The organism is Cnuibacter physcomitrellae (assembly GCF_014640535.1).
GTDB classification, from domain to species: Bacteria; Actinomycetota; Actinomycetes; order Actinomycetales; family Microbacteriaceae; genus Cnuibacter; species Cnuibacter physcomitrellae.
Genome location: NZ_BMHD01000001.1, coordinates 989,494 through 1,013,688, shown reverse-complemented (window position 1 = coordinate 1,013,688; position 24,195 = coordinate 989,494). Strand labels below are relative to the sequence as shown.

At 72.7% G+C, this 24,195-nt stretch carries 15 protein-coding genes; 3 read left to right on the top strand and 12 right to left on the bottom strand.

Annotated elements, in window-relative coordinates:
• Positions 1-77: 77 nt before the first annotated feature.
• From IEX69_RS04745 to IEX69_RS04705, 9 genes are all read right to left on the bottom strand, one after another.
• The gene (locus IEX69_RS04745) at positions 78-2,996 is read right to left on the bottom strand and encodes a molybdopterin-dependent oxidoreductase (RefSeq protein WP_085019949.1); all 2,919 of its coding nucleotides are present in this window, start codon (positions 2,994-2,996) and stop codon (positions 78-80) included.
• Positions 2,993-3,808, bottom strand: coding sequence for an FAD binding domain-containing protein (locus tag IEX69_RS04740; protein ID WP_085019948.1), 816 nt, complete (start codon positions 3,806-3,808; stop codon positions 2,993-2,995). The genes IEX69_RS04745 and IEX69_RS04740 overlap by 4 nt, the downstream gene beginning before the upstream one ends.
• Before the next feature lie 153 nt (positions 3,809-3,961).
• Entirely contained in the window at positions 3,962-4,408 is a 447-nt protein-coding gene (locus IEX69_RS04735) for a molybdenum cofactor biosynthesis protein MoaE (RefSeq protein WP_085019947.1), read from the bottom strand.
• Complete coding sequence (locus IEX69_RS04730; protein WP_229756229.1) at positions 4,392-4,925, bottom strand: MogA/MoaB family molybdenum cofactor biosynthesis protein; 534 nt, start codon at positions 4,923-4,925, stop codon at positions 4,392-4,394. The genes IEX69_RS04735 and IEX69_RS04730 overlap by 17 nt, the downstream gene beginning before the upstream one ends.
• Complete coding sequence (gene moaC / locus IEX69_RS04725; protein ID WP_085021482.1) at positions 4,922-5,350, bottom strand: cyclic pyranopterin monophosphate synthase MoaC; 429 nt, start codon at positions 5,348-5,350, stop codon at positions 4,922-4,924. Before moaC ends, IEX69_RS04730 begins: the two co-directional genes overlap by 4 nt.
• Before the next feature lie 80 nt (positions 5,351-5,430).
• On the bottom strand, positions 5,431-6,798 hold the full coding sequence (locus tag IEX69_RS04720) for a molybdopterin molybdotransferase MoeA (protein ID WP_229756228.1): 1,368 nt from the start codon (positions 6,796-6,798) through the stop codon (positions 5,431-5,433).
• Between the two features lie 181 nt (positions 6,799-6,979).
• Positions 6,980-7,243 (bottom strand): MoaD/ThiS family protein, encoded by a 264-nt coding sequence (locus IEX69_RS04715; protein WP_085019945.1) that lies wholly within the window; start codon positions 7,241-7,243, stop codon positions 6,980-6,982.
• Complete coding sequence (gene moaA, locus IEX69_RS04710) at positions 7,240-8,361, bottom strand: GTP 3',8-cyclase MoaA (protein ID WP_085019944.1); 1,122 nt, start codon at positions 8,359-8,361, stop codon at positions 7,240-7,242. The genes IEX69_RS04715 and moaA overlap by 4 nt, the downstream gene beginning before the upstream one ends.
• Before the next feature lie 405 nt (positions 8,362-8,766).
• Positions 8,767-10,008, bottom strand: a complete 1,242-nt coding sequence (locus IEX69_RS04705) for a ThiF family adenylyltransferase (RefSeq protein WP_085019943.1) — start codon at positions 10,006-10,008, stop codon at positions 8,767-8,769.
• Positions 10,009-10,579: 571 nt separating this feature from the next.
• On the opposite strand from IEX69_RS04705, the gene IEX69_RS04700 reads away from it, so the two are divergent.
• Positions 10,580-14,326 carry an AAA family ATPase gene (locus IEX69_RS04700; RefSeq protein WP_085019942.1) on the top strand — a complete coding sequence of 1,249 codons (3,747 nt, stop codon included), beginning with the start codon at positions 10,580-10,582 and terminating at the stop codon, positions 14,324-14,326.
• Positions 14,327-14,407: 81 nt separating this feature from the next.
• Here the strand turns inward: IEX69_RS04700 and gnd are convergent, their stop codons facing one another.
• Positions 14,408-15,862: an NADP-dependent phosphogluconate dehydrogenase gene (gene gnd, locus IEX69_RS04695; protein WP_085019941.1), complete on the bottom strand. Its 1,455-nt coding sequence runs from the start codon at positions 15,860-15,862 to the stop codon at positions 14,408-14,410.
• A 166-nt stretch (positions 15,863-16,028) separates the two neighbouring features.
• Positions 16,029-20,576 carry a lamin tail domain-containing protein gene (locus IEX69_RS04690; RefSeq protein WP_085019940.1) on the bottom strand — a complete coding sequence of 1,516 codons (4,548 nt, stop codon included), beginning with the start codon at positions 20,574-20,576 and terminating at the stop codon, positions 16,029-16,031.
• Positions 20,577-20,926: 350 nt separating this feature from the next.
• Between IEX69_RS04690 and IEX69_RS04685 the strand changes: the two genes are divergently transcribed.
• Together IEX69_RS04685 and pth are read left to right on the top strand one after the other, a co-directional pair.
• Positions 20,927-21,559 carry a 50S ribosomal protein L25/general stress protein Ctc gene (locus tag IEX69_RS04685; protein ID WP_085019939.1) on the top strand — a complete coding sequence of 211 codons (633 nt, stop codon included), beginning with the start codon at positions 20,927-20,929 and terminating at the stop codon, positions 21,557-21,559.
• A 21-nt stretch (positions 21,560-21,580) separates the two neighbouring features.
• Entirely contained in the window at positions 21,581-22,171 is a 591-nt protein-coding gene (pth, locus tag IEX69_RS04680; RefSeq protein ID WP_085019938.1) for an aminoacyl-tRNA hydrolase, read from the top strand.
• Here the strand turns inward: pth and IEX69_RS04675 are convergent.
• Positions 22,168-24,147 (bottom strand): solute carrier family 23 protein, encoded by a 1,980-nt coding sequence (locus IEX69_RS04675; protein WP_229756227.1) that lies wholly within the window; start codon positions 24,145-24,147, stop codon positions 22,168-22,170. The genes pth and IEX69_RS04675 overlap by 4 nt on opposite strands.
• Positions 24,148-24,195: the final 48 nt, after the last annotated feature.

Here is a 24,195-nt window from a genome sequence, read left to right as displayed (position 1 = left end):
CCGGCTCGGAAGGCCCGAACCGGACCCGACCACACCAGCCCGGCCCGAACCACACCGGAGCCGGCGCCCAGGCAGACTCACCCCTGCAGCATCCGCCACACCCGGTCGCGGGACATCGGGAGCTCGTGGGGGCGGACGCCGATGGCGTCGCGCACCGCGTTCGCCAGCGCGGGGGCGACGGGGTTGTACGGCGCCTCGCTCATCGACTTCGCCCCGAACGGGCCCACCGTGTCGGCGGTGTCGGCGAAGAGCACCTCCGTGACGGGCACGTCCGCCATCTGCGGCAGGTGGTACCCGCGGAACACGGGGTTCGTCACGACGCCCTGGTCGAGGAGCATCTCCTCGTAGAGCGCCGTGCCGAGGGCCTGCGCCACACCGCCCTCGATCTGCCCGCGCAGCTGCTCGGGGTTGAGGACGAAGCCCGCATCGGCGGCGTGCACCGACTGCAGGATGCGCACCTCGCCGGTGCTGCGGTCGACGGCGACGCGGAACGCCTGCACGTTGAACGCCAGCGACCGCTTCGCGCCGTCCTCGCTGCCGGAGGCGCTGAGCGATCCGCCCGCCGCCGCGGCGATCTCGGTGAGCGGCACGAACCGCTCGCCGATGCGCACGCCGTCGGCCTCGAGGTGGCCCTCGCTCCACTCGCCCGCGATCTCCGAGGCGGTGCGGAGGATGGCGGACTTCAGCGACGTCGCCGCCGAGTAGAGCGCCTTGCCCGCGATGACCGACCCGGCCGATCCGAAGGCGCCCGTGTCGTAGGCCGCCGCATCCGTGTCGGACTGGCGGATGCGGATCCGCTCCGGTCGTGTGTCGAGCACGCTGGACGCGATCTGCGTGTGCACCGTCGTGGTGCCGTTGCCGAACTCGGCGGTGCCGACGCCCGCGGTGTAGGACCCGTCGGCGTCGAGGGTGATCGAGACGGTGGAGAAGTGTCCGCGCGGCGGCAGCGTCGCGATCATCGACGACGCCATGCCCACCCCGATGCTCCACTGGTCGCCGGACGGCGCCGCAGGGACGGCGGGACCGGGACCGGCGGCGGCACCGGCGCCCCGGGCCAGTGCCTCCTCGACGAGGTCGAGGCACTGGTCGAGCCCGTAGCTGCCGAAGCCGATGTCGTCGCCCTCCACGTGCGTCGCCACGAGTGGGTCGCCCGGCTTCACGGCGTTGATCCGCCGCAGCTCGAAGGGGTCGATGCCCGCCTTCACCGCGAGCTCGTCGAGGGCGGACTCGATGGCGAACAGCACCTGTCCGAGCCCGTAACCGCGGAACGCCCCGGACGGGATGTTGTTCGTGTAGACGACCTCGGCGTCGATGCGCTTGCTGGGGACGTCGTAGAGGCTCACCGTCTCGCCCACCGAGTGCCAGAGCACCCCGATGGAGTGGTTGCCGTAGGCGCCCGTGTCGCTCAGCACGTCGATCGCGAGTCCGGTGAGCCGGCCCTCGGCGGTGGCGCCGAGCTCGACCGAGACGCGCATCGGATGGCGACAGGGCGCGATCGTGAACTCGTCGGCGCGGGTGAACTCGTAGGAGACCGGCCGCCCGGTGCGCAGCACGGCGAGCGTGACGACGTCCTCGGTGAGCAGCTCCTGCTTCCCGCCGAAGCCGCCGCCGACCCGCGCCGTGAAGACGCGCACCTTCTCGCGGTCGAGTCCGAACACGTGGCACAGCTCGTCGCGGATGAGGAACGGCACCTGGCTCGAGGTGCGCAGCACGAGCCGGTCGTCCTCCATCCATCCCACGGTCGCGTGCGTCTCGAGGGACGCGTGCGAGACGCGGCTGGTCTGCCAGGTCCCCGACACGCGCACCTCCGCGGACGCCAGGGCGGACTCGACGTCGCCGTGCTCGGCGTGGATCGACTGCACGGTGTTCCGCTCGGGGTGCTGGATGCGCGACGTGCCCGCATCCTTGTCGCCGTGCAGCAGCGGGGCGCCGGCGGCGCGCGCCTCCTCCGGGTCGAACACGGCGGGGAGCGGTTCGTACGTCACGCGGATGAGGCGGCAGGCCGCCTCCGCGATCCCGATCGTGTCGGCGACGACCGCCGCGACGCGCTGTCCGCGGAAGCGCACCACGTCGTCGAAGACGCGGGTGTCGTCGGGGTCGTCGGTGCGGTGCTCGTGGCGGCCCGTGGAGAAGTACGTGGCGGGGGAGTCGCGGTGCGTCAGCACGGCGTGCACGCCTTCGAGGGCCTCCGCCTCGCGGGTGTCGATGTCGACGATGCGGGCGTGCGGATGCGGGCTGCCGAGCACCTTGAGGTGCGTCACCCCGGGAACGGCGACGTCGAGCGTGTAGGGCTCGCGGCCCGTGACGATCCGCCGGCCGGCGGGAGCCTTCACGGCGGTGCCGACGGTGAGCGCCGGGGGAGTGCTCGTCTGGACGATCGGGTCGGCGGCGAGGGGCGCGGGCGCGCCGGCGGGCGCCGGGGCCTCGGCCGGGCCGGCGGCTGCGGCTGACGCGGCGGCCTCCGCCGGAGCCTCCGCCGGAGCTCCGCCCGGCGCGGCGGCCTCGGCGGCGGCATGCGTGCCGCAGATCCCACCGCATCCGCCCGCCGAGCCGGCGCCGGCCTGCGCGCACACCCCCGCCGTGATCGAGTCGCGGATCGCGCGGTAGCCGGTGCAGCGGCAGAGGTTGCCCTTCATGAGACGGGGCAGGTCGTCGAGCTGCTCGGGCTTGAGGGTCGTCGCGGTGACCACCATCCCGGCGGTGCAGAAGCCGCACTGGAAGCCCGCGTTGTCGACGAAGGCCTGCTGCACGGGGCTCAGGTCGTCGGGGTCGCCGAGCCCGGCGACCGTGGTGACCATCCGGTCCGCGGCGCGGTAGGCCGGGTAGATGCAGGAGTGGACGGGCGTGCCGTCGACGATCACGGAGCAGGCGCCGCAGTCGCCCGAGTCGCAGCCCTTCTTCACCTCGAAGCCGCCCTGATCGCGCAGGAACGTGCGGAGGCACTGACCCGGGGCGGGCTCGGCCTCGCGCTGCTCGCCGTTCATCACGAACCTCATCGGGAGACCTCCTCCAGCTCGTCGCGGATCTCGACCGCGAGCAGGGCCGACACCGCCCGCCGCCAGTCGGCGGCGCCGTGCGGATCGGTGAACCACGTCGTGAGGGCCGAGACGTCGGCCTCGAGCGCGGGTGCCTTCGGCAGCGCGGCATACCGCAGCTGCTCGGGTCGCACGGTCGCGCCGCTCACGGTGAGCGTGAAGGCGCCGTCGGTCGCGAGGCGTCCGATCACGACGGCTCCCGACCGTCCGATCGGAGACAGCGCGATCTTCCGGAACGCGGTGCGGGCGGCCAGCGACGAGGCCGGCACCCGGAAGGAGCGCACGACGTCGCCGACGCCGAGCGCGTTCTGTCCGTTCCCCGTCACGAGCGCGGCGACCGGGATCTCCTCGTCGGTGCCGTCCGCGCGCCACACGAGGGCCACGGCGTCGAGACCGGAGAGCAGCGACGTCATCGGACCCGCCGGCAGCGAGGCGCACACGTTGCCACCCACCGTGGCCACGTTCCACACCTTGAACGACCCGAGGAGCGCCGTGCAGGCCTGGAAGAAGAGCGGATGCGCAGCCCACCCGCGATCGTCGGGGATCGCCGCGAGCTCGGCGAGGGTGCAGGTCGAGGAGAGGACGAGGTCGTCGTCGAGCATCGTCCAGGCCGGCCACTCGAACGCCATCAGGTCGACGAGGCCGGTGAGGTGCGGCTGGGTCTCCGAGAACACCCACGAGCCGCCCGCGACCGGAGCGACGTCCGGTGCCAGCCGAGCGAGGTCGGCGCGATCCCTGGCCGGGATGATCGAGGTGACGGTGTGGAGATCCATGGGGTGGTGCCTTTCCCGCAGTGCGACCCGCGTTCTCACACGGGATCCCAGTACACCGCACGCCTGTTTCCGCAGTGTAACGGCGCGTTTCAGCGGCAGCGGGCCCCGCTTCGGGTGAATCGCCGCGCGGCGCGGGCCGAGAGAGGGGGCGGGTCAGCCCAGGGAGGCGACCCACTCCGAGGCGCCGTCGTCGAAGAGCTGCTCCTTCCAGATCGGGAGCCGCTCCTTCACGAGGTCGACGAGGTCGGCGCAGGCGGCGAACGCGGCCGCCCGATGCGCGGACGCGACGGCTGCCGCGAGGGCGACGTCGCCGACGACGAGGTCTCCGATCCGGTGGGAGAACGCGAGCCGCACCTCGGGATGGCGGCGGGCGATCTCCGCCGCCACCTCCGCTGCCACCTCGGGCGCTGACGGATGCGCGGAGTACGACAGCGCATCCACCCCGCGGCCGTCGTCGTGGTCGCGCACCACGCCCGCGAACGTCACCACGGCGCCGTCCTGCGCCGTCTCGACGAGCGCGGCGCAGCGGCCGACGTCGATCCGCTCCTCGGTCACTTCGGCCAGGAGCACGCGGGGGTCGTGGTCAGTCGGTGCGGACATGGTCGCCTCCGTGCAGCTGATCGACGAGGTGCTCGAGCACCCCGTCCAGGACGTCGAGCCCGTCGCGCACGCCGCCGCGGGATCCCGGGAGGTTCACGATCACCGTCGTGCCCGTGACGCCCGCGAGGCCGCGCGACACGATCGCCAGCGGGGTGGCGGCCGTCCCGCGCCGGCGGATCTCCTCCGCGACGCCGGGCAGCTCGCGGTCGAGGAGCACCCTCGTCATCTCGGGTGTCGCATCGGTGGGGGAGACGCCGGTCCCGCCCGAGGTGATCACCGCATCCATGCCCGCCGCGATCGCCGCCTCGAGCGCTCGCCCGACGGGCGCACCGTCGGGGACGACCTCGACGACGCAGGCCCAGCCGCGCGCGGCGAACCACTCCGCGATCAGCGGGCCCGCGGTGTCCTCGTAGACCCCGGCCGCCGCACGTGTCGACGCCACCACGACCATCGCGCGGCGCCGAGCGCCGATGGGGTCGGCGTCGGCGCCCGTCCCCCGCGCATCCGCGTCGCTCACCCGCGACTCCACTCGCCGCTCGCGCCGCCGGACTTCTCCAGCACGCACACGTCGCCGATCACGGCGCCGCGATCGACCGCCTTGATCATGTCGTAGACGGTGAGCGCGGCCACGGTCACGGCCGTGAGCGCCTCCATCTCGACCCCGGTCACCCCGGTGGTCTTCACGCTCGCCACGATGCGGAGGCTCGTCTCCCCGGGCTCGAACTCCACCGACGCGCCAGAGATGGGCAGCGGATGGCAGAGCGGGATGAGCGACGGCGTCTGCTTGGCGCCGAGGATGCCGGCCACACGGGCGACGGGCAGCGCCTCGCCCTTCGGGAGCTCACCGGCGACGAGGAGCGACATCACGTGCGGCGTCGTCGTCACGACGGCCTGCGCGACCGCCCGCCGGGAGGTCACGGCCTTGTCGGACACGTCGACCATCCGCGCGGCGCCGCTGTCGTCGAGGTGGGTGAGCTCGGTGCCGTCAGCCACGGTCGTGCTCCGGGATGGGGGCTGTGGTGTCAGTCATCGATCCTCCAGAACTCGAGCGGGGAGCCGGCGGCGACGTGGTCGACGCCGACGGGGACGTGGATGAGGACGGTCGAGTCCGCGAGCGCGTGCAGCAGGTGGCTCGAGGGCCCGCCCAGCGTGTGCAGCTCGCCGTCCACCAGCACACCGCGGCGCAGCTGCAGCACGTGGGGCGGGGAGTCGAGATCGTGGGCGAGCGGAGCGCTGCGGCGCTCGCGGTCGGTCACGGAGGCGCCCGCGGTCGTGAGCAGCGCGCTGCGCAGGAACACTTCGAACGAGACCAGCGCGCTCACGGGGTTGCCGGGGAGGCACACCACGGGCAGCGTCCGGCCGTCTCCGAGGCTCGCGAGCCCGAGACCCTGCGGTCCGCCCGGCTGGAGCGCGACCTTCTCGAAGCGCACGCCGAGCGGTCCGAGCGCGTCGCGCACCACCTCGCGAGCCCCCGCGCTCACCCCGCCCACGGTGATGAGGAGGTCTGGTGGGCCCGTGACCGCCCCGTCGCCGCTGATCTCCGCCGGCGGCGTGGGAGCGCTCGTGGGCGCGGCGTCGTTCGTGCCACCGGCCCGTGGGTCCCCCGCGCTCTCGCCCAGGGCGGACTCGACGATCGCGAGGAGATCGACCGCGTCGTCGCTGCGGCACGGGCGCACGTCGACGCCGCATCCGATCGACTGGAGCGCGGCGGTGAGAGCGACGGAGTTCGAGTCGTGGATGCGCCCGGGCGTCAGCTCCTCGCCCGGGTCGCGGATCTCGTGCCCCGTGGGCACGAGCAGCACGCGGAGACGCCGGCGTACGGCGACCTCGGTGAGCCCGACGCCGTTGATCACGCCGGCGCGGGCCGCGCTGAGCCGGTCGCCCGCCCGGAGCAGGACCTGTCCGTCCGCGACGTCCGACCCCTGCGCTCGCACGTACGTGCCGGGCGCGACCGGAGCGGTGAAGCCCGCGATCGCCTCCGTCCCCGGGGCGGGGAAGAGCGGCGGGTCGACCCGCTCGACCGGCACCACGGCGTCCGCGCCCGGCGGGAGGGCCGCTCCGGTCATGATCGGCGTCGCCGTGCCGGGTCGGTGCGGATGCCCGGCGTCGCCTGCCGCGATCCGCTCGGCGACGGGGAGGGTCACCGGCGACTCCGGGGAGGCGCCCTCGAGGTCGGCGGCGAGGACGGCGAACCCGTCCATCTGCGAGTTGTCGAACCCCGGCAGCGCCCGCGGCGCGATGACGTCGGTGGCGAGGTACCGCGCGGCGTGCTCCCAGGGGCGCGCCGTGAAGGCGGCCCCGCCCACCTCGATCGGCTCGGCGGCGAGCTGGTCGGCGACGGGCCGCAGCAGCTCGACGATCTCGTCGCGGTGGTCGTCGATCGTGCGCACCCGTCCATCCTGCCCCACGCCCGCCGCCCCGCCGGCGTCGGGATGGTCGGCGTCGCGCGCCTCTGCGGGTTGCGCCCGCCCGGAGCGCTCTGCCCGCCGGGATGGCGACGAGAGGACGCAGGCGAGGCGCTGTCCGCGGACGCGCGGGGAGGGTCGGCGCTCTGGCGGGGTGCGGCGGGGCTCAGCCGCCCGCGAAGGGAGGGAGGACGTCGAGCGAGTCCCCGTCGGCGAGGATGCGCGCGCGGTCCGTGGTGGCCGAACGGTTGAGCAGGAAGGAGCACCGCGCCAGGACGGCCTCGGCCTCGGCCGGTGACCCTCCCGTGGCGGTGGCGGCGACCTCGTGCAGCAGGTCCGCGATCGAGCGGCCGGCGGCGTCGAGCTCGTCGCGCCCGCGCCCGAGGGTGGCCTTGGCGGCGGCGAAGTAGCGGAGGGTGACCACGCTCATCCGCCGATCGCGCTCATGGTGCGGGCGGGCTGCGCGAACGTGGGGTCGTCGAGTCCGTGGCCGGCGGGCTTCGCCCACATGGCCGCGCGCCACAGGTCGGCGAGGTCGTCGTCGGAGGCGCCGGAGCGCATCGGCTCGAGCAGGTCGGTCTCCGTGTGCGAGAAGAGGCAGCTGCGCACCCGGCCCTCCGCGGTGAGGCGGGTCCGGCGGCAGTCGGAGCAGAACGCCTCGGTGACGGAGGCGATGACACCGACCCTGCCGAGCATCCGCTCGCCGTCGTAGACGCGGTACAGCTCGGCGGGGGCTCCGTCGCGGGGCGCGTCGTCGGGTGCGAGCCGGTACCGCTCCTCGAGCAGCCCGCGGATCTCGGCCGCCGTGATCATGTCGGTGCGGCTCCAGGAGTGGTCGGCGTCGAGAGGCATCTGCTCGATGAACCGCAGCTGGTGGCCGCCGGCCAGCGCCCAGTCGAGCAGGTCGACGGCCTGGTGGTCGTTGACCCCGCGCATCAGGACGGCGTTCACCTTCGTGGACAACAGCCCCGCCGACCGGACGGCATCGATCCCGGCGAGCACCCGATCGAGGAACGGACGCCGGGTGATCGCCTCGAACGTGGCGGGCTCGATCGAGTCGAGCGAGACGTTGACGCGGTCGAGGCCGGCCTCGGCCAGAGCGGCCGCGCGCGACGCGAGGCCGATGGCGTTCGTGGTGAGCGAGATCTCCGGGCGGGGGTCGAGCGCCGCGACCTCGCGGACGATGTCGACGAGGTCGGCCCGCAGGAGCGGCTCGCCGCCGGTGAAGCGCACCTGCCGCACGCCGAGGTGCTCGGCCGCGAGGCGCACGAGCCGCACGATCTCGGTCCGCGACATCAGCGCCGGGCGGGGGAGGAACGGCAGCCCCTCGGCGGGCATGCAGTACGTGCAGCGCAGGTTGCAGCGGTCGGTGAGCGAGACCCGGAGGTCGGTGGCGACCCGTCCGAACCGGTCGCTCAGCCCCGCTCCGGCGTCCCGCGGCCGTGCCGCGACGCCGCCGGCGGGCGGCTCGGTGGCGCTGCCCGCGTCGGCGCTCGCGCCCGCGGGCACGCCCACGCGAAGGGCGGGGATCCCGAGCGCGACCGTCATGCATCCACCCTACGCGCGCCCGCGCCCGCCCTGCGCCCGCGTCCGCGCCGCCACGCGATGCCGCGCCGTGGATCTGACACTCGTGGCGGCCTCTGCGCGCGGGAGGGCGCCACGAGTGTCAGATCCGCACCATCCGGGCGGTTGGCGCTCCGACGGCGGGCGGGCGGCGGCAATCCTGGATCTGACACTCGTGGTGGCTTCTGTGCGCGGGAGGGCGCCAGGAGTGTCAGATCGGGGCCCGGCCTCGGGCGTGAGGTGCGATCGCGTCCTGCTGCAGTCGACGGCGGGCAGGCGGCGCGGCTTCTGCGGGTTGCGCCCGCTCCACGCGCTCTCATGCCCGAGGGGGCCTCGAAGCGGCTCTCAGCGGGCGAAACCCGCGCCGTCCCTCCGCCGGCGGCGCGGACGTCAGTAGCGGGGCTTCTCGGGCTCGATCTCGGCGACCCACGCGTCGATGCCGCCGCGCACGAAGCGGACGTCGTCGTAGCCGGACTGGCGGAGGGCCTGCGCGGCGCGCTGCGACCGTCCGTCGTGGTGGCAGTGCACGATCACGGTGGCGTCGGCGGGGACGGCCTCGCGCGCCTCGGGGGAGAGGATCCCGCCGAGAGGCACGAGCACCGAGCCGTCGATCGAGACGAGCTCGTGCTCGTGCGGCTCGCGCACGTCGACGAGCACGAAGTCCGCCTCTCCGCGGGCGCGGGCCTGGAGGAGCGAGTCGAGCTCGGAGACCGAGACCGAGTCGGTGGAGGCGTCGTCCTGCATGGTGTTCCTCTCGTTGCGTGGTCGCGCGGCAGGCCCGGGGGAGCCGCCCGCGGTGGGTCCGTCGATGAACGGGTCGTAGGGGCGGCCCACGTTCGCCACCCGGGGCGTCGCGGGCTCGGCCGTGCCGAACGGCACCTCGGTCGTCGTGCCGTCGAGGGCATCGACGACGAGGAGGCGGCCGAGCAGCGGCTCGCCGTATCCGCCGAGGAGCTTGAGGGTCTCCGACGCGAGGATGCCGCCGACCGTGGCGCACAGGGGACCGAGGACGCCCGCGATCGCGCAGGTCTCGTCAGCGTCCGCTCCCCGGCGCTCGAGGTCGGGGTAGAGATCGGACAGCGTGCGTGCCGCGCCGCCGGGCGCCTGCGACCAGAAGACGGTCGCCTGACCGTCGAACCGCAGCACCGAGCCCCAGACGTAGGGCTTGCCCACGAGCGCGCAGGCTGCGTCGGCGATGATCTGCACGTCGAAGGTGTCGGTGCCGTCGACGACCACGTCGTACTCCGACACGAGGTCGAGCACGGTCTCCGGGGTGATCTCGACGTCGTGCTCGATCACCTCGATGTGCGGGTTCAGTCGCCGCAGCTGCTCGGCGGCGGAGGCGACCTTGCGCTCGCCCACAGCCGCATCCGGATGCAGGACCTGCCGATGCAGGTTCGACACGTCGACAGTGTCGCGGTCGACCACCCCGATCGTGCCGACGCCGGCCGCCGCGAGGTAGAGCAGCACGGGCGAGCCGAGCCCGCCGGCGCCCAGCACCACGACGCGGCTGTTCTTCAGCCGACGCTGTCCTTCGAGACCGATCTGCGGGAGCGCCATCTGCCGGGCGTAGCGCAGCAGCTCGGCTCGGGAGAGCTCGGGCCCGGGGGAGACGAGCGGAGCGAGGGCCATTCCTCGATTCTGCCACCGCGCCCGGGGCGTGCTGCCCCGATCCGGGCGCACTCGGTCGCGCATCCGGACAGGGCTCGCTCGTCGCTCAGGGGTCCGGTTCGTATGCTCCGCCCCGGATGGGGCTCGAGCGGATGTGGCACTCGTGGTGCCCTCCCGCGCGCCGAGCCCACCATGACTGCCGCATCCACGCCGTCTTGGTGCTGGATGCACGCGGGCAAGCACCCGGCTGCGGGCGCTCGCCGAGCCGATCAGGGCGCTCCGCCCCCGATGGGGCTCGAGCGGATGTGGCAGTCGTGGTGCCCTCCCGCGCGCCGAGCCCACCACGACTGCCACATCCACGCCCAAGCAGCCCCGCCCGCACGCACACCCGCGCGCTCGCCCCGCGAACACCGGACCCACCGACGCGCCCGCCCGCGCGGGCACGCAGCGCACGCACGCCCGCGAAGCGCACGCACACGCGCCCACGCCCGCGCAGCGCACGCGCACCCGCGCGGCGAGGCCACGCGGCGGGCGGGCGCGTCTCGGGTACCGTAGTGGCACGCATCCGACCCGGAGCGTAGAGAGGCGTGCCGTGTACCTGAAGAGCTTGACCCTCAAGGGGTTCAAGTCCTTCGCCAACCCCACGACCTTCCAGTTCGAGCCCGGCGTCACGTGCGTGGTCGGCCCGAACGGGTCGGGCAAGAGCAACGTCGTCGACGCCCTCGCCTGGGTGATGGGGGAGCAGGGCGCCAAGACCCTCCGCGGCGGCAAGATGGAGGACGTCATCTTCGCCGGGACGGCGACGAAGGGTCCGCTCGGCCGCGCCGAGGTCACGCTCACGATCGACAACGCCGACGGGGCGCTCCCCATCGACTACACCGAGGTGACGATCAGCCGCACGCTCTTCCGCAACGGCGGCAGCGAGTACGCCATCAACGGCGAGAGCTGTCGGCTCCTCGACCTCCAGGAGCTGCTGAGCGACTCCGGTCTCGGCCGTGAGATGCACGTCATCGTCGGCCAGGGTCAGCTGGATGCGGTGCTGCACGCCACCCCCGAAGGTCGTCGCGGCTTCATCGAGGAGGCGGCGGGCATCCTCAAGCACCGTCGCCGCAAGGAGAAGACGCAGCGCAAGCTCGAGGCGATGCAGGCCAACCTCACGCGCCTCAGCGATCTCGCGGGCGAGATCCGCAGACAGCTGCGGCCGCTCGGCCGACAGGCGGAGATCGCGAAGCAGGCGCAGGGCATCGCGGCGATCGTGCGCGACGCGCGAGCACGACTGCTCGCCGACGAGGTCGTCGAGCTCCGGCGTGCTCTCGACGCGCACTCGCGCACCGAGAGCGAGCGCCACTCCGAGCGGATCGTGCTGCAGGAGCGGCTCGAGCAGTTCACGCTCCGCATCGCCCGCATCGAGGCCGCGCAGGTCGGCGACGCCGTCGACTCCGCCCGCCAGGTCAGCTTCGGCCTCGAGAGCGCGCAGCAGCGGCTGCGCAACCTCTCCAACCTCGCCCACCAGCGGCTGGCGCTGCTCGGCGGCGAGGCGTCCGTGCCCGAGATGCAGCCGGGCGTCACCCCCGGCATGGTCGCCGAGTCGCGCGAGGAGGCCGAGCGGCTGGCGGCGCTCGTGGGCACCTCCGAGCAGGCGCACCGCGACGCCCAGGCCGCCACCGCCTCCGCCCGTGCCGCCCTCGACTCGCTCGACGAGCAGATCGCGTACCAGTCGTCGCTCGTGTCGAAGCACGACCTCGAGCTCTCCAAGCTCACCGGCCAGCTCGAGTCGGCCCACTCCCGGCTCGCCGCCGTGCGCGGTGAGGTGCTGCGCCAGCAGAACGCCCTCGACGCCGCCACGACCCGCGCCCAGGGGGTGCGCGCCGAGTTCGCGCAGGCCGAGGAGCAGCAGGCCGAGGCGGAGGAGAACGACACCGACCTCGACGAGGCCTACGAGTTCGCGCAGGCCGCGGTGTTCGAGGCCGAGGGCGAGATCGACCGCCTGCGCGACGAGCTCCACACCCACGAGCGCGAGCGCGACGCCCTCGCCGCCCGCTCGAGCGCCCTGTCGATGGCGCTCGACCAGCGCGACGGCTCGGCCGATCTCGTCGCCGCCGGGCTCACGGGCATCCGCGGTCTGGTGGCCGACCACGTGAAGGTGTCGCCCGGCTTCGAGGCGGCGATCGCCGCCGCGCTCGGGCCGTTGGCGGATGCGGTGCTCGCGACCTCCACGTCGGATGCGGTCGATGCGGTCGCCGCGGCCGCCGAGTCGGACATGGGCCGGGTCGAGATCGTGATCGGTTCGCCGGACGACGCCTCGGACGCCGGAGAGGAGTCGGCCGCGGCCGGGGGATCCCGCGCGGCCGCCGCCCTGGAGGGCCTCGGCTCGCCTGCCGGTCTCACCGCGGCCACCCGGGTCGTCGACGGGCCGGCCGGCATCGCCGGCATCCTCGACGCCGTCGTGGTCGCCGACGACCTGGCGGCCGGCCGCGACTCATGGGAGGAGCTCAGCCGCGAGATCGGACCGGCTCTCACGATGGTGTCGCGCGACGGCGACGTGCTGACCAGGTACGTGCTGCGCGGCGGCTCCGGCGCGACGCGCTCCCGCATCGAGCTCATCGCCGAGCGCGACTCCGCCGCCGCCCTGCTGGAGGAGCGGCTGTCGCTCATCGAGCGCGCCCGCTTCGCGCTCGCCGAGCAGCGCGGTGTGCTGCAGGTGGCGAAGGAGCAGTCGCAGGCGGCGCTCGCGTCGCTGCGCGAGCACGACTCGCAGCTGGCGTCCCGGACCGAGAAGCTCAGCCGGCTCCGCGCGCAGGCGGAGGCGTCCGAGGGCGAGCTCGAGCGGCTCGCCCGCTCGCTGAAGCTGGCGCAGGACACCGTGTCCTCGGCGGAGGCGGGGGCCGAGAAGGCGCGCGCCGAGCTCGACGAGCTGCGGGCGCGACCGCGGCCGATCCTCGACGTGAGCTCGCGCGACGGGCTCCTCGCCGAGCTCGAGCGGGCGCGCGAGCACGAGGTGGAGGCGCGGCTCGGCGTCGAGACGGCGCGGGAGCGGGTGCGCGCCGAGCAGCTGCGCGCCGCCGCCCTCGAGAAGCAGCTCGAGTCGGAGCGGGCGGCCGCGGAGGCCGCCGCCCGTCGTGCGGTGATCCGGCGGCGGCAGATGGAGGCGGCGACCGCGGTGGTGGAGGCGCTGCCCGCGGTGCTGGAGTCGGTCGACCGCTCGGTCGACGAGGCACGCCTGCTGCTGGCCCGGCGCGAGGCCGAGCGGGCCGAGCAGAACGAGGAGCTCACGGCGCTGCGCCGCGACGAGGCCGCTCTGCGGCGCCGGCTGCAGGAGATCACCGAGAACGTGCACGGCCTCGAGCTGCAGATCTACGAGAAGAAGCTCCACCTCTCGAGCCTCCTCGAGCGTGTCGGCTCCGAGCTCGGCCTCGTGGAGGACGTGCTCATCGCCGAGTACGGTCCCGACCAGCCGGTTCCCGACGACGACGCGCCGCTGCCGGCGCCGTCCGCGAGCGGCAGCGACGACGAGTCGAGGGAGGCGGAGGACGCGCCCCGCGCATCCGACGGCCCCGACGCATCCGACGGCGAGCACGACGAGGACGACGACCGCGGCCTCGACGCATCGGGCGGCGACGCATCCGACGACACCGAGGAGGCCCCGGCACCCGGCCGGCCCTTCGTGCGCGCCGAGCAGCAGCAGCGCCTCGCGAAGGCCGAGCGCAAGCTCGCCGAGCTGGGCCGGGTGAACCCGCTGGCGCTGGAGGAGTTCGAGGCGCTCGAGCAGCGCCACCGCTTCCTCACCGAGCAGCTCACCGACCTCACGAACACCCGCAAGGACCTCCTCACGATCATCGAGGAGATCGACGAGCGGATGCAGACGATCTTCGAGAGCGCGTTCGCCGACACCCAGCAGGCGTTCTCGGAGGTGTTCCCGGTGCTCTTCCCGGGCGGCACCGGCTCGATCACGCTGACCGATCCGGGCGACATGCTCACGACCGGCATCGAGGTGAGCGTGAAGCCCGCCGGGAAGAAGATCGAGCGCCTCTCGCTGCTCTCGGGCGGCGAGCGCTCGCTCGCCGCGGTGGCGCTGCTCATGGCCATCTTCAAGGCCCGGCCCAGCCCGTTCTACATCATGGACGAGGTGGAGGCGGCCCTCGACGACGCGAACCTCGGCCGCCTGCTCACCACGTTCGAGGACCTGCGCGAGTCGTCGCAGCTCATCGTGATCACGCACCAGAAGCGCACCATGGAGATCGCCGACGCCCTCTACGGCGTCTCGATGCGCCAGGACGGCGTCTCGGCCGTCGTCGGCCAGCGCGTGAAGGCCGAGCAGGCCGAGGACGTCCCCGCCTAGCCTTCACGTTCCGCCATACTCAGGCTGTTTCGCCATGTCGATCGACGTGGCGAAACAGCGCTGGTATGGCGAAACGGGTTTCTAGTGCGTGCTGGGCTCGGTCTCGATCTCCGAGCGGTCGCCCGACCAGAGCGTGTGGAACACGCCGGGCTCGTCGACGCGCTTGTAGGTGTGCGCGCCGAAGAAGTCGCGCTGACCCTGGATGAGGGCGGCGGGCAGGCGCTTCGACGCGAGGCCGTCGTAGTACGACAGCGCCGAGCTGAACCCGGGGATCGGCACACCCGACAGGGCGGCGGTCGAGACCACGCGCCGCCAGGCGGCCTCGCCCTCGGCGACGGCCTTGGCGAAGTACGGGTCCTCGAGGAGCGACGTGATGTCGGGGTCGTTCTCGTACGCCTCGACGATGCGGTTGAGGAACTGGGCGCGGATGATGCAGCCCGCCCGCCAGATCTTCGCCACCGCTCCCTTGTCGATCTCCCAGCCGTACTGCTTCGCTCCGGCGATGATCTCGTCGAAGCCCTGCGCGTAGGCGACCACCTTCGACGCGTAGAGCGCGGCGCGGATGTCGTCGGCGAACGAGTCGACGTCCACCTCGACGACGTCGGGGCGCGACTGGATCGTCTTCTGCACGGCCTCGCGCTGCTCCGGGTGCGACGACAGTGAGCGCGCGAACACGGCCTCGGCGATGCCGCCGACCGGGGTGCCCAGGTCGAGGGCGTTCTGCACGGTCCACGCGCCGGTGCCCTTGGCCCCGGCCTGGTCGAGGACGATGTCGACGAACGGCTTGCCGGTCTTCGCGTCGACCTGCTTCAGCACCTCGGCGGTGATCTCGATGAGGTACGACTCGAGGTCGCCCGAGTTCCAGGTCTCGAACACCTCGGCCAGCTCGGCGGGCTCGCGCTTGGTGAGCGTGCGGAGCAGGTCGTAGGCCTCGGCGATGAGCTGCATGTCGGCGTACTCGATGCCGTTGTGCACCATCTTGACGAAGTGGCCTGCGCCGTCGGTGCCGATGTGGGTCACGCACGGCTCGCCCTCGGCGACCGCCGCGATCGAGGCGAGGATGGGGCCGAGGGTCTCGTAGGCCTCGGCGGTGCCGCCGGGCATGATCGAGGGTCCGTTCAGGGCGCCCTCCTCGCCGCCGGAGATGCCGGTGCCGACGAAGTGGATGCCGCGGGCCGAGACGTCCTTCTCGCGGCGGATGGTGTCGTGGAAGTTCGCGTTCCCGCCGTCGACGATGATGTCGCCGGGCTCGAAGCGGTCGGCCAGCTCGGCGATGACCGCGTCCGTGCCCGCGCCGGCCTGGACCATGATGATCGCGGTGCGCGGCTTCGACAGCGACGCGACGAAGTCGTCGACGGACTCCGACGCGAGGAACCCCGCCTCCGGATGCTCCGACACCAGCTTGCGGGTGCGCTCAGGGGAGCGGTTGTACACCGCCACCGTGTTGCCCTCGCGGCTGGCCAGGTTCCGGGCGAGGTTCGAGCCCATCACCGCCATTCCCACCACACCGATGTTGGCCTTGCCCTGTTCGGTCATTCTTCCTCCGTGCCGTCTTCGGGCCCGCTCCTCGCGCGCCCTCGTACAGTCTTCCGCATCCGCGCCCGTCTGTCCCGGCGACGGCGCGGTGGCATGGCGACGGCGCGGTGGCATGGCGACGGGGGCGAGGCCGCGGATGCGGTCCCGCCCCCGTGCCGTCCCGCCGCTAGTGCGCGCGGCGGCGGCGCAGCACGAGCGCCACGGTGCCGAGCGCGAGCAGCAGCGCGGCGGCCGCGCCGCCGAGCAGGGGCGCCGCGCCGGTCGCGGCGAGGCCGTCCTGCGCCGCACCGGAGCCCGCGCCGGTCGGGGCGGTCACCCCGGCCCCCGCGTCGGCTCCCGCGCCGTCCCCGCTGTCGGAGTCGGACGGATCCTCGGGCTGGCCGGGCGTGCCGGGCCCACCGGGCGTGCCGGGCCCACCGGGCGTGCCGGGCTCACCCGGGGTGCCCGGGCCGCCGGGGTTCCCCGGCTCGTCGACCGCGGCCACGGTGAACGTCCGCACCGCCGAGAGGTCGATCGCGCCGTAGGGGTCCTCGGTCCGCACGTACCATCCGTGCGGGCCGTTCGCGAGGCCGGTCCAGGGCACGGTCACGGTCGTGCCGCTGGCGACGTCCTCGAGCGATCCGATGACGTCGGTCGTCAGGATGTCGGCGCTGAACGCCTCCGTCGACAGCTCCTTCGTCGCAGGCGTGATGCCGAGCGTGTCGTATGACATGGTGAACTCCTGGTTCTGCATGTCGAGCGTCGGGTCGTCGGAGTCGAAGTCGTCGAGCGACGGCGAGTACGTCCGGACCGTGATGGTGCCGGTCGCGTCGTCGAAGTGGAGCAGGCGCAGGTAGCCGAGGCCGCCCTCCGCGAGGCCCTGGTAGTCGAACAGCATCGAGTACACGGTGCGCTCGGCGACGCCGTCCCCGTCGTCGTCGAACGCATCCGTCCGGGTGAAGGCGTCGTGGTAGTGGCCGGACATGACCATCATCACGTTCGCGTTCGTCGCCACGACCTCGTCCTGGATGCGCTGCGGGATGTCGCCGAGGCCGCCCGTGGTGAGCATGAACTCGTGCAGGTTGAGGATCACCTTCCGCTCCGGGTACTGGGCGATGACGTCGTTCATCCAGGCGATCTCCGCGTCGCCCGGACCCCATCCCATCGACACGACCATGAAGTCGATGCCGCCGGCGGAGAACAGGTCGTAGTGCCCGCGGTTGTCGAGGTAGCTGTCGCCGTACCAGGGGTTCGACGCGTACCGCGAGGCGCCGAACCACTGCGAGTAGTGCGAGTAGTCGTCCTCCTTGTGGCCGACGTCGTGGTTGCCCGCCAGCACGCCGTAGGGCAGGCCCGCGGCGTCCAGCTCGTCGTACGCGGCGTCCGCCCGCAGCCACTGGTCCTCGATCGTCGAGTCGTCGACGATGTCGCCCGTGTGGAAGAGGTACTGCAGGTTGAGGTCGTCGCGCTGGTCGAGGACGAAGTCGTGGATGTCGAGCTGGTGCTGGTAGTACTCCGGGTTCGCGTTGTAGTACTGGGTGTCCGTCTCCCACGCGAGGGTGAAGTCGTAGTCCGAGCGCGGGGTCGCGTCCGGATGGTACGGCGTCACGTCCGACGAGCGCGCCGAGAGGTCGCCCGAGGTGAAGCCCTCGGAGTGCTGCACGAGCACCGTGATCACACCGTCGGCCACGTGATCGGCGGCGGGCACCGTCGCGCCGAGGTCGAACGACTCGGGCGCCGTGCCGGATGCGGTGACGTGACGGTCCACCTCCTCCCACGAGCCGGATGCGGTGTTCAGCACGTACATCAGCACCTTGGCGTTCGCGTTGGCCGACCCCGACCACGCCAGGCGGGCCTGGAAGTCGTCGCCCGCATCGGCCGGGACGGTCACGTCGAACATCTCGTACGGGAACGCCGTGTCGCTCGACACCGACGAGTCGATGCCGTCGACGCCGGTCATCGCGGCCAGCTCCTCGCCGGTGATGGCCGTGCGGTCGCTGCGGTCCGTGCCCGCGGCGATCTGCGTGGCGCCCTTCCAGCTCGACACCTCGGCGTCGACGGGGTCGAGGCGGTAGCCCTTCGCGACGTCGACGTCGAGCACGTCGCCCGAGGGGTCGGTCGGCGTCGCCGTGAGGTCGACGTCGTGGGAGCCGACGATCGCGCCGTCGACGGGGGAGACGAGCTCCGTCCCGGGCTGCTCGTCGGGCGTCGTGAACGAGACGGTGCGGGTCGCGGTGTTGCCGAGCGCATCCTTCGCCGTCACGACGAACGAGTGCGTCCCCGAGGCCAGCGTCACCGAGGAGGTGGCGTAGGGGAGGACGATCCGCGACCCGTCCAGCGTCGCGTCGGAGGACGCCACGCCCGACCCCGCATCCGTCACGGAGGCGTCGAGCGTGAACCCGCCGCGGTACTCGGTGCCGTCGACGGCCTCCGTCGTGATGACCGGCGCGGTGTTGTCGACCGAGACCGACGCGGAGACCTCCGACCCGGTCGCGCTGGCGCGGACGGTGTGCGGACCGTCCGCGACGGTCGTGGTGTCCCAGAGGGCGGCCTTCGCGGCGAAGGCGTCGTCCGGCAGCACGAAGCGCGCGTCGTAGTAGTCGAGCTTCCCGGTCGAGTCGCCCATCTGCAGCACCGTCGACGGGTCGTCGTAGCCCACCGGGGTGAGCGTCCGGCCGTCGGGGAGCACGAGCCGCAGGTTCTTGATGGTGAAGTCGTCGTTGTTCTCGTTCGGATCGATGACGGGTGCGGCCTTCGTGCCCGCCCAGACGCTCACCACGAGCTCCTGCCCCTGCGTGACGTACGACAGCGGCACGGAGGTCGCGATCGTCTCGTAGCCCTCCGGGATGCCGTCGTCGAAGATGCGCAGGACGTCGTCGCCGATCCGCACGCCGTTCTTGAAGAAGACGTTGACGCCGCTCGCGTCGAACGCGAACACCGGCTCGGACTCGAGCGAGGCCGTGGTCGGCACGGGCGTGCCGTCGACGCTCAGCGTCACGGGGTCGGAGGCGTCGTCGGTCGCCGCGGCGAGCCGCGTCTGCCCCGCCACGAACTGCCCGTCGGTCACGTTGAGCCGCAGCGGCGAGGCGTCGGCGCCGTCGACCGGGAGGTGCACGACCTCGGTCGAGGAGAGCGACCGGCCGTCGGAGGCCGTGACCTGGTAGTCCACCGAGCGCGCGCCGGTCAGATCGGCGGCGGGGACGGTGAACGAGTACCCGTCCGAGCCGTCCGAGGTGAGGTTGACCGAGCGGAACCCGGCGTCGACGTTCGTCTTCCAGCGGAGGGTCACGGTGCGCACCTGCGTGTCGTCGGTCACCGAGAACGCGAAGCGGAAGGGGACGTCCGGCGTGATCGTCGAGGCGGTGGTGTCGGTGATGGTCGGCGCGGCCGTGTCATGCGCCGGGAGCATGAGTCCGGTGGGCACCTGGTCGGCGCTCACGGCGCCGGGCGATGCCGGGGCGAGCCCGCCGAGGCGCTGACGCGTGGTGTCCGCTCCGTCGACGGCGTACTGGATGCCCTGGTCGGCCACGGTGTCGTCGGCGCCGGCGAGGTTGTAGTAGGCCCGGTTGACGCTGAAGCCGGTGTTGGTGATGACCTCGATGCCACGGGGGCTGCCGTTGGCCATGCCCGCGGAGTGGATCTCGACGAGGTCCGTCCCCGCGGTGAGCGACGTGCCGAACTTCGCGTTGAAGTCCGCCGCGGTGAGCGCGTCGTTGGCGCCGTTCTTCACCCAGAGCACCAGCGTCCCGCCCGCCGGGATGACCGGGTTAGAGGGCTGGGCGGGCCAGAGCGCGGTCTGGCTGTTGGTGAGGTCCTCCAGCGGGTAGAGGTACCGGATGGTGTAGTCGCCGAAGTCGACCGGTTCGCTCGTGGCGTTGTACACCTCGATGAACTCGTAGCCGTCGCCGGTGCCGACGTTGGCGGAGTCGGGGAGGAGCTCGCTGACCTGCAGCGGCGCCGTGACCAGCGTGGGGTCGGGCTGAGGGCCGGGTGCGGGCTCGCCGGGGTCCGTCGGCTCGGGGTCGGGGTCGGGGCCGGGGGCCGTGTCGCCGGGGCGCTGGAGCGCGGCGGGGTCGACGACGCCGGGCGTCGCCTCCGCCTGCGCGGTCAGCACTCGCATCGACGGTGCGGTCGGATCGGCGGGGAGCGCGAAGTGCGCGCTCAGGTCCGCTCCCACCGAGCCCGTCGGGTAGAACGACCAGCTGATGGCCGCGCCTGAGCCGTCGATGACGCGGATGCCTCGGTCGCCGCCGTTGGCCATCCCGGCCTGCCCGGTGGCATGGATGATCGGATAGTCCTCGGCGCCCTCCGGGAAGTGCGCCCGGAAGTCGTCGTCGGTCTTCGAGAACGAGTCCACCTTGCCCGACGCGTACTGCAGCCAGACCACCGCGGCGCCGTGAGCCGGGACGACGCTGCCGGCGGGAACGGTGAGAGCCTTGTCCTTCGCGCGGTCGTCGCCGTCGGCGTAGATGTACGTCAGCGACAGGCCCGACGCGGTCAGGTCGATGTCCGCGTCCGTCGTGTTGGCGAGCTCGAAGAACTCGTAGTGGTCGTCCCCGACGTTGTCGGGGTCGATCTCGGTGACGACGAGCGGGGGGACGGCGGGGACGGGGGCCGCGGCGGGGACGGGGGCCGCGACGGCGGCGGGCGCCGCGACGACGGCTCCCGTTCCCAGGGTAAGGCCGGTGGCTCCGGCGAGCAGGGCGGCGAACGCCCTTCGGGTCGGTGATGGCATGCGGTGCAGCTCTCGATGTCGGTGGTCGTGACGGTCGGCGCTTCGCACGCCGGACCGGGCGTGACCCCTGCTGGGGACAAACGTCGCCGACGCTAGGGAGCCGAGGTGTCGCGCGACGGGACGAGCGGTGAACGACAGGTGTCGATGCTGGGTGCGGGATGTGACGTGGCGGGTCGGCGGTGCGGATGCGGTAGCATGGACGACTGACCTCGGCGAGGGCCGTCGCTACTGTGCGATGGCCGTGATCGACGCGGTGGGTTTCGGCCGGCATGGCTTCCCTCCCGCTCACGCGGTCGAGTCGAACAAGACACCATCATGCGGGCCGGCCTGGCTCGCGAAGGAGCAGAACCATGGCAACCCAGGAAGACACCCACGTCGTCGCAGAGCTGCGCACCGAGTTCGGCAAGGGCGCAGCCCGCCGCATCCGTGCCGCTCACAAGATCCCCGCGGTCATCTACGGCCACGGCACCGAGCCGCAGCACGTCACGCTGCCCGGCCACCAGGTCTCCCTCATCCTCCGCAAGGCGAACGCCGTGCTCGAGCTCTCGATCGAGGGCAAGGAGCAGCTGGCCCTCGTGAAGGACGTCCAGAAGGACCCGGTGCTCCAGCTCATCGAGCACATCGACCTCATCGTCGTGCGTCGCGGCGAGAAGGTCGAGGTCGAGGTCCCCGTCGTCCTCGAGGGCGAGTCGTTCGCCGGCACCATCGCCACGCAGGACACCGCGGCGATCGCGGTCGAGGTCGAGGCCACCCACATCCCGGAGCGCTTCGTCGTCTCGATCGAGGGCCTCGAGGAGGGCACCCTCATCCACGCGAAGGACGTCGAGCTCCCCGCCGGCGCCACCCTGGTCTCCGACCCCGAGCTCGTCGTCGTGGGCATCACCATCCCGGCCGCGACCGAGTCGGAGGAGAACGCCGAGGCCGCCGAGGGCGCCGAGGGCGCCGAGGGCGAGGCCACCTCGTCCGACGAGAGCGCCGAGTAGCAGCTCCCGGAACCACCTGACGTGGCGGACGCACCCTGGCTCGTGGTCGGGCTCGGCAACCCCGGGCCCGACTACGCCGCCACCCGCCACAACGTCGGCCAGATGGTGGTCGACGAGCTCGCGACGCGGATGCGCGCGAGCTTCAAGCGGCATCGTGCGAACGCGGTGGTCGCCGAGGGACGACTCGTCCCCGGCGGCCCCCGCTTCGTTCTGGCAAAGCCGCTCACGTACATGAACGTCTCGGGCGGCCCGGTGAACGGGCTCGCCCAGTTCTACGGCGTCCCCGCCGACCACGTCATCGTGGTGCACGACGAGCTCGACATCCCGTTCGACGACGTCCGCCTCAAGCAGGGCGGCGGCCATGGCGGCCACAACGGGCTGCGCGACATCATCGCCGCCACCGGCACCGCCGACTTCCTCCGCGTGCGCACCGGCATCGGCCGCCCGCCCGGCCGGATGCAGGCCGCCGACTTCGTCCTGAAGCCCTTCTCGAAGGATGAGCGCGACTCGCTCCCGAACCTCGTCGCCGACGCCGCCGATGCCGTCGAGCTCATCGCCTCCGAGGGCCTCACCGCCGCCCAGCAGCGGTTCCACTCTCCCCGCAGCGGCTAGGGGTTGAAGGGGGAGGACAGGGGGTTCGCGTCGGCGACGGCGTCCTCGAAGCGGTGGGTGAACACCTTCGAGACCTCGAGGAGGGCCGTGGCGCGCTCCGCGGCCTCGGCGTTCGCCAGGCGCGAGCGCCCGGCGCCGACGACGCGCTCGTAGCGGTCCACGTCGCGGGCGCTGACGATGAGCGGGAAGCCGAAGCGTGCGCGGTACGCCTGCGACAGCGCGACGGCGTCGTCGAGGTCCTCGTCGGTGAGGGAGTCGATGCCCCGCTCGGAGTGCTCGCGCACGTAGGCGTGCTCGCGGTCGTCGGCGCTGCCGAGGTCGGGGAACGACCGGAGCAGCTCCAGCTGCTGCTCCGGCGAGCCGCCGAGGATCGCCTCCTGGAACGCCGCGCGCAGCGCGGTCGCGTCGTCGAAGGGACGCCGGGCGTACGCCGCCGCCACGACCCAGGGGGAGTCGTTCACCATCGAGCCGAAGGTGCGCGCGAAGGCGGCCTCGTCCATCCGGTCGACCTCGTCGAGCGTGACGAGGTCGGCGCCCGGCCGCCCGGCCACCCCGGATCCGCGTCCGCCGGTGTGGAAGAACAGCAGGTTCAGCAGGATGGCGGTGATCGCGCCGAGGGTGATGCCCGAGCCGAAGAGGATCGACGCCCACGCGGGGAACGCGGAGGCGATGGCGCCGTAGGCCGTCACGAGACCCGCCAGCCCGAGCGTGGTGCCCACGATGATCGAGTTGCGGTGGTCGCTGAAGTCCACCTTCTGGAGCGTCTGCACGCCGGCGACCGCGACCGCGCCGAACAGGGCGAGCGCCGCTCCGCCCAGCACCGGATGCGGGATGCCCGCCACGAGCGCCGCCGCCTTCGGGAACAGACCGAGCACGATCATGATGACCCCCGCCGCGGTGACCACCCAGCGCGACCGGACCTGCGTCAGCCGGACGAGTCCGACGTTCTCCGCGAACGCCGTGTAGGGGAACGAGTTGAACACCCCGCCGAGCGTGGTCGCGAGCCCGTCGGCCCGGATGGCGGCGGCGATGTCGGCAGGCCGGATGCGCTTGCCCACGATCTCGCCGGTGGCGTACGTGTCGCCGGTGGTCTCGACCATCGTGATGAGCATCACGACGATCATCGACAGGATCGCGGTGATCGAGAACTGCGGCACCCCGAACGAGAAGGGCGTGACGAAGCCGAACCAGGGCGACGACCCGACCGCCTCGAACGAGGCGTCGCCGAGGAGGAACGCGACCAGCGTGCCGACCACGAGGCCGATCAGCACCGCGATCGTCTGGAGGAACCCGCGGAAGATCCGCTGCACGATGAGGATGAGCGCGAGCGTCCCGAACGCGTAGGCGAGGTTCTGCAGCAGCAGTCCGCCGTTGGCGAGGCCGAAGTCGAGCGGTGGGGCGGGCACGGTGGCGCCCGACGCATCCACCACGACGCCGTTGGTGCCGCCGATCGCCCCGTACGTGATGTCGCCCGCGGCGACGGGGATGAGGGCGATGCCGATGATGAGGATGATCGAGCCGGTGACGACGGGCGGGAAGAAGCGCAGGAGCTTCACGAAGACGGGGGCGAGCGCGATCGTCACGAGCCCGGCGACGATGACCGAGCCGTAGATCGTGAGCAGGCCGTCGATCGAGGACCCGCCGCCGGCCATCACCGCCGTGCCGATGGCGATCATGGGCGAGACGGCCGTGAACGTCACTCCCTGCAGCAGCGGCAGCTTCACGCCGAACCGGAACCAGCGCCGTCCGAACCCGACGGACTGGATGATCGAGGCGATCCCGCAGGTGAACAGGTCGGCGTTGATGAGGTGGATCAGCTGCTCGGTGCTCAGTCCCAGGGCGTTGGCGACGAGGATCGGGACCAGCACCGCGCCGGCGTAGAAGGCCAGCACGTGCTGGAAGCCGTACGCGGCCAGCTTGGGGACGGGCAGGACCTCGTCGACGGCGTGGCGGCGACGTGCGGTGGTGGAGCTCACCAGACGAGTCTGCACGACGGGATGGCGCACTCCGTACGCCCACAGCGC

Coding starts and splice junctions, on each gene's coding strand:
- IEX69_RS04745 (WP_085019949.1), bottom strand. CDS start 2,996: ATGAGGTTCGTGATGAACGGCGAGCAGCGCGAGGCCGAGCCCGCCCCG.
- IEX69_RS04740 (WP_085019948.1), bottom strand. CDS start 3,808: ATGGATCTCCACACCGTCACCTCGATCATCCCGGCCAGGGATCGCGCC.
- IEX69_RS04735 (WP_085019947.1), bottom strand. CDS start 4,408: ATGTCCGCACCGACTGACCACGACCCCCGCGTGCTCCTGGCCGAAGTG.
- moaC (WP_085021482.1), bottom strand. CDS start 5,350: ATGGTCGACGTGTCCGACAAGGCCGTGACCTCCCGGCGGGCGGTCGCG.
- IEX69_RS04715 (WP_085019945.1), bottom strand. CDS start 7,243: ATGAGCGTGGTCACCCTCCGCTACTTCGCCGCCGCCAAGGCCACCCTC.
- moaA (WP_085019944.1), bottom strand. CDS start 8,361: ATGACGGTCGCGCTCGGGATCCCCGCCCTTCGCGTGGGCGTGCCCGCG.
- IEX69_RS04705 (WP_085019943.1), bottom strand. CDS start 10,008: ATGGCCCTCGCTCCGCTCGTCTCCCCCGGGCCCGAGCTCTCCCGAGCC.
- gnd (WP_085019941.1), bottom strand. CDS start 15,862: ATGACCGAACAGGGCAAGGCCAACATCGGTGTGGTGGGAATGGCGGTG.
- IEX69_RS04690 (WP_085019940.1), bottom strand. CDS start 20,576: ATGCCATCACCGACCCGAAGGGCGTTCGCCGCCCTGCTCGCCGGAGCC.
- IEX69_RS04685 (WP_085019939.1), top strand. CDS start 20,927: ATGGCAACCCAGGAAGACACCCACGTCGTCGCAGAGCTGCGCACCGAG.